Below are 6,273 nucleotides of genomic sequence, written 5' to 3' on the forward strand. Positions count from 1 at the left end.
GAAGCACGGTCGGGCCCTGCGGTCCGACCCCCGCATCGCGTCGAAAACAGGATCACACTCATGAGTATCGCCAGTGACGTTTCCCTCAAGGCAGGTTCGGCCGAACGCCGCCAGAAGCTGTTTGCCGGCATCAACCGGGCCGGAGCCTGGCTCAGCGCGCTCGGGCTGGGTTGGCTGACGCCGTTGCTGAAGATCGCGGCGGGCGACAATCCCCGCGAACAGCTGGGAGAGTTGCGCGACAGCCTGGTGTTTCCGCTGATGGGTCTGGTGATCTTCGGCATGGCGTGGGCGGCACTTGCACCGCAGGTGCAGACCTCACTGGGCGCCATTCCCGGCCCGGTGCAGGTGTGGGAACAGGCGGGCGCGCTGTGGCAGGACCATGTCGACGAACGGGCGAAGGAAACTGCCTTTTACGAGCGACAGGATGCGCGCAACGCCAAGCTGGTGACCGACGGCAAATCCGACGATGTCAAATCACGCAGCTTCACCGGCAAGCCGACCTATATCGACCAGATTGTTACATCCTTGAAAACCGTAGGTCTGGGTTTCGTGATCGCCACGATTATCGCTGTGCCGTTGGGCATTGCGTCGGGGCTCAGCCGACCGTTCAATGGCGCACTCAACCCGCTGGTGCAGTTGTTCAAACCAGTGTCGCCACTGGCCTGGCTGCCCATCGTCACCATGATCGTTTCGGCGGTTTATGTGGACGCCAACGGGGCCTTCCCCAAGGCGCTGATCATCTCGGCGGTCACCGTCACACTGTGCTCACTTTGGCCAACCCTGATCAACACCGCATTGGGTGTCGCCTCGATCGACAAGGATCTGGTCAATGTCGGCAAGGTGCTGCAGCTATCGACCTTTACCACCATCTCCAAGCTGGTGCTGCCCTCGGCCATGCCACTGATCTTCACCGGATTGCGCCTGTCGCTGGGGGTGGGCTGGATGGTGTTGATTGCCGCAGAGATGCTGGCGCAGAACCCCGGCCTGGGGAAATTCGTCTGGGACGAATTCCAGAACGGTTCGTCCAACTCGCTGGCCCGCATCATCGTGGCCGTGCTCACCATCGGCATTATCGGCTTCATGCTTGATCGGGTGATGTTCACCCTGCAAACCGCCTTCACCTTCTCGTCCAACCGCTAGGAGGCGCCAATGTCCGTCATTCTCCAACTGTCCGATGTCTGCAAGCATTACGGCGACGGCGCCAAGCGCGCGGACGTCCTCTCGGGCATCAATCTGAGCGTTGAAGAAGGCGAGTTTGTCGCCATTCTTGGCTTTTCGGGTGCCGGCAAGACCACGTTGATTTCCCTGCTGGCGGGGCTGGTCGAGCCCGATCGTGGGGGGATCATTCTCCGCAATCGGGAGATCAGCGGCCCGGGGCCGGAACGCGGCGTCGTGTTCCAGTCCTATTCGCTGATGCCCTGGCTGACGGTCGGCGGCAATGTCGATCTGGCCATCAATGCAGTGCACAAGTCGATGAGCCGGGCCGAGCGGCTCGCGCTGCGCACCCACTATATCGGCATGGTTGGCCTGGCCCACGCCGTTGATCGCCGGCCAGCCGAATTGTCGGGGGGAATGCGCCAGCGGGTTGCGGTGGCGCGGGCCCTGGCGATGCGGCCGGAAATCCTGTTGCTGGACGAGCCGCTATCGGCGCTTGACGCATTGACCCGCTCCAAACTGCAGGACGAGTTCGCGCTGATCTCGGAAGCCGAGAAGAAGACCATCATTCTGATCACCAATGACGTTGATGAGGCGATCCTGCTGGCCGACCGGGTGATCCCGCTGACGCCGGGGCCGGGAGCGACACTGGGACCCGAATTCGTGGTCGGCATCGAGCGACCGCGCGAACGGGCCGCACTGAACGGCGACGACCGCTTCATCGCGTTGCGGCGCAAGATCACCGAATATCTGATGGATGTAGGTGCCGGACGCAATGCGATGGGTGAGCGCGACGTCGCCCTGCCCAATGTGGTGCCGATCAGTCGCGACAAGTCGCAGAAGCTCCCTGCCGCCTATGCAAAGGCCGCCGCTTCACCGACGGCAGCCGGCTATGTCGAGTTCTCCCGGGTATCCAAGGTCTATCCAACGCCCAAAGGCCCCCTGACAGTGGTCGATGGTTTCGACTTCAAGATGAAGAAGGGTGAGTTCGTTACCCTGATCGGCCATTCGGGCTGTGGCAAATCCACTGTGCTGTCCATGGTCGCAGGTCTCAACCCGATCTCCTCGGGCGGCATCGTGCTGGACAATTGCGAAGTGGTTGGCGCCGGCCCGGACCGAGCGGTGGTGTTTCAGGCCCCCTCGCTGATGCCGTGGCTGACGGCGCGGGAGAATGTGGCGCTGGGTGTCGACCGGGTCTATCCCAATGCCAGCAGCGCCGAGCGGCGTGATGTGGTGGAGTATTATCTCAACCGGGTCGGGCTGGGCAACGCCATGCATCGGCAGGCGAGCGAGCTGTCCAATGGCATGAAGCAGCGGGTCGGTATTGCCCGCGCCTTTGCGCTGTCGCCCAAGCTACTGCTGCTCGATGAACCCTTTGGCATGCTCGACAGCATCACCCGCTGGGAGCTGCAGGATGTATTGATGGAGGTCTGGGCCAAGACCAAGGTCACCGCCATCTGCGTCACCCATGACGTCGACGAGGCCATCCTGCTCGCGGACCGCGTGGTGATGATGTCCAACGGCCCCAATGCCCGCATCGGCAATGTGATGGAGGTGGACCTGCCCCGTCCCCGTTCCCGCAAGGCTCTGCTCGCCCACCAGGATTACTACGCCTATCGCGAAGAGCTGCTGGGTTTCCTGGAAGCCTATGAAGGTGGCGCCAACCCCGATCAGGCAAGCCTTGATCGCATTCGCAACAAGCGGGCGCAGCGCAGCGCCGTGGGCCAACTGCCCAGTTCGGCGGCGTAGCAATGACCCTTCCGGTTGCCAACACCACGACGCGCACCACCTGCCCCTATTGCGGGGTCGGTTGCGGGGTGCTGGCGACACCGCAGCCCGATGGCAGTGTGGCGATTGCCGGCGACCCTGAGCATCCGGCCAATCTTGGCCGGTTGTGTTCCAAAGGGTCGGCGCTGGGCGAGACGCTGGGGCTGGAGGGGCGGCTGCTCTACCCGGAAAGTGATGGCGCCAGAGTCACTTGGGACGTCGCGCTCGAGCGCGTTGCCAACACCTTCAAGCGGACAATCAACGCGTTTGGACCCAATTCAGTGGCGTTTTTTGGCTCCGGCCAGCTGCTGACCGAGGATTATTACGTGGCCAACAAGCTGATGAAGGGGTTCATCGGCTCGGGCAATATGGACACCAATTCACGGCTCTGCATGGCCTCTTCGGTGGCCGGCCACAAGCGGGCTTTTGGTTCTGATACCGTGCCGGGCAACTACGAAGATCTTGAACTGGCCGATCTGGTCGTGCTGGTGGGCTCCAATCTGGGCTGGTGCCATCCGGTGCTGTATCAGCGGATCGTCAAGGCCAAGGCCGAGCGGCCCGACATGCGGGTCGTGCTGATCGATCCGCGCCGCACGGTCAGCGCCGACATCGCCGATTTGCACCTGGCCGTGCAGTCCGATGGTGACAGCGCGCTGTTTGTCGGCCTCCTGGCCCATCTCGCCAATGCCGGCATCACGGCGCCCGACTTTGTTATCGATCACACCAGCGGCGTGGATGCCGCGTTGCTGATTGCCGAAGACTGGGACCTGGCGCGCGTGGCCGCCGTCACCGGCCTGGCCGAGAAAGCCATTGCCCTGTTCTACGACTGGTTCGCGCGTACCGAAAAGGCCGTCACCGTTTATTCGCAGGGCGTCAATCAATCGGCATCCGGTACCGACAAGGTCAATGCCATCATCAACTGCCATTTGCTGACGGGCCGGATCGGCCGGCCCGGCATGGGGCCGTTCTCGGTTACCGGCCAGCCCAATGCCATGGGTGGGCGTGAAGTGGGCGGACTGGCCAATACGCTGGCGGCCCATATGGATTTTACCCCGGACGCCATTGAGCGGGTCGGGCGGTTTTGGGGCAGTGACAGTATCGCGACCGAGCCGGGCCTGAAGGCCGTTGACCTGTTTGCCGCCATGGGTCGGGGCGAGATCAAGGCGGTGTGGATCATGGCGACCAATCCGGTCGATTCCATGCCTGAGGCCGATATGGTGCGGGCCGCCCTCGCCGTCTGCCCCTTTGTGGTGGTCTCGGACATGACCGGGAGCACCGATACCGGCGTAACCGCCCATGTCCGCCTGCCGGCGGCCGGCTGGGGCGAAAAGGATGGCACGGTCACCAATTCGGAACGCCGCATTTCGCGCCAGCGGCCGTTTCTGACGCTGCCCGGCCAAGCGCGTCCCGACTGGTGGATCATCAAGGAAGTCGCCCAGCGCATGGGTTTCGTCGATGCCTTCAGCTACGCCAACCCAGCCGAAATCTTTGCCGAACACGCCGCGCTGACGGCCTTTGAAAACGACAGCAGTCGCGACCTCGACCTGTCCGGTCTGCTCGACGCCGATTACGCCAACCTGCCACCGACCCAATGGCCAGTGCGACGCAAGCCGCGCGCCCGGATGTTTGGCGATGGCCAGTTCTTTACCCCCGACGGGAAGGCGCGCTTTGTCCCGGTGCTGCCGCCGCCGCCCTTTGCGCCGCCGCCGGGCCGTTTCATCCTCAATACCGGGCGGGTGCGCGACCATTGGCACACCATGACCCGCACGGGCAAAACCGCACGCCTGTCGGCCCACTATGCGGAGCCGTTCGTGGAAATTCACCCGACCGACGCGGCGCGGCTCAATATTCATCGGGCCACCTTGGTACGGCTCTCCAACCGACACGGCCGTGCAATTGTCCGCGCTCTGGTCACCGATCGGCAACGGCGTGGGCATCTGTTTGTGCCGATGCACTGGACCGACCAGTTCGCCTCCAATGGTCGCATTGATGCGTTGGTTGCTGCCAAGGTCGATCCGGTCTCCGGGCAACCGGCGCTCAAGATGGCCGAAGTGCATGCCGAACCCCTGCACACCACGCTCTATGGCTTCTTCGTCGCCACCCATCGGCCAATTCTCGACATGGAATACTGGGCGATCGCAGCGGCCATTGGCGGTCTGCGCGGCGAAGTGGCCTGGCGGGAACAACCGTCAGACTGGGGCGCCTGGCTGCGCAGCGCCTTTGCGCTGCCGGACGACGCCCAGATCGAAACCATGAGCGACGCCCGCTCTGGCCGCAGCAGTTTTGCCGTGCTGCAGGAGGGTCGCCTTGTCGTGGCCCTCTATGCCGCGCCCGATCCGGTGCTGGTGTCACGGCAATGGGCGGTCAGCCTGCTCAGTGCCGATGCGCTCACCGCCTCAACCGTGCTGGCCGGTCGACCAGGCGCCGACATGCCCGACGTTGGCGCCATTGTCTGCTCCTGCTTCTCGGTGGGCGCCAACACCATTGCCGCTGCCGTGACCGACCAGGGCTGCGTCACCGTCGAAGCCGTCGGCGCCTGCACCAGGGCCGGCACCAATTGCGGCTCCTGCCGCGCAGAAATCAGGGGGATTATCGATGCGCATTGTCTCGCCGCAGCCGAATAAAGCACGCATTGCGCCACTGGCTGTTTTGCCGGTGTTCTTCGATCTGATCGACAAGCGGGTGATTGCCATTGGCGGCTCGGAGCCCGCCACCTGGAAAATCGGGCTGCTGGCCGCTGCCGGCGCGCATGTGCAGGTGCTGGCCCCCGTCGAGACATGGTGCCAGGAGCTTATCGCACTGGCCGAAAGTGGCACCGCCGCCGGCAGCATCAGCCTGGTTGACTGCCACTGGGCGCCCTCGGACCTGTCCGGCGCTGCGCTTGCCGTTGCCGACATCGAAGATGACGACGAGGCGGCCGCCTTTGTCGACGCCGCGCGGCATGAAGGCGTACCCTACAATGTCATCGACCGCCCGGCCTTCTGCCAGTTCCAGTTTGGCGCCATCGTCAATCGCTCACCGGTGGTGATCGGGGTTTCCACGGCGGGCGCGGCGCCCATTCTGGGGCAAGCGGTGCGCCGGCGGATCGAAACATTGCTTCCGCATACGCTGAGTGCCTGGGCCAGGCTGGCGCAGGACGTGCGCGGCGCCGTCATGACGCAGCTCGACGCAGGTCCGCAGCGCCGGGCGTTCTGGGAAAAGCTCGCCGAACGGGCCTTTGGTGATGCTGGCCCGACCGCTGCCGACGCGAGAATTACCAGCGCTGGCAGGACCCCGGCCCCCGGACGGGTGACGCTGGTGGGCGCGGGGCCTGGCGATGCCGATCTGCTGACCATCAAGGCGGTGCGCGCG

At 64.1% G+C, this 6,273-nt stretch carries 4 protein-coding genes; all 4 read left to right on the forward strand.

Annotation, left to right across the window (positions count from 1 at the left end):
• The first annotated feature begins 60 nt into the window (after positions 1 to 60).
• The gene (locus tag Q8O80_RS13935) at positions 61 to 1,140 is read left to right on the forward strand and encodes an ABC transporter permease (RefSeq protein ID WP_305580237.1); all 1,080 of its coding nucleotides are present in this window, start codon (positions 61 to 63) and stop codon (positions 1,138 to 1,140) included.
• 9 nt (positions 1,141 to 1,149) lie between these two features.
• Complete coding sequence (locus Q8O80_RS13940) at positions 1,150 to 2,904, forward strand: ABC transporter ATP-binding protein (RefSeq protein ID WP_305580239.1); 1,755 nt, start codon at positions 1,150 to 1,152, stop codon at positions 2,902 to 2,904.
• Between the two features lie 2 nt (positions 2,905 to 2,906).
• The gene (locus Q8O80_RS13945) at positions 2,907 to 5,546 is read left to right on the forward strand and encodes a nitrate reductase (protein ID WP_305580241.1); all 2,640 of its coding nucleotides are present in this window, start codon (positions 2,907 to 2,909) and stop codon (positions 5,544 to 5,546) included.
• The coding region (locus Q8O80_RS13950; protein ID WP_305580243.1) for a bifunctional precorrin-2 dehydrogenase/sirohydrochlorin ferrochelatase at positions 5,518 to 6,273 on the forward strand (756 nt) is incomplete at its 3' end. The genes Q8O80_RS13945 and Q8O80_RS13950, both read left to right, overlap by 29 nt.

The organism is Devosia sp. (genome assembly GCF_030689745.1).
Classification (GTDB): domain Bacteria; phylum Pseudomonadota; class Alphaproteobacteria; order Rhizobiales; family Devosiaceae; genus Devosia; species Devosia alba.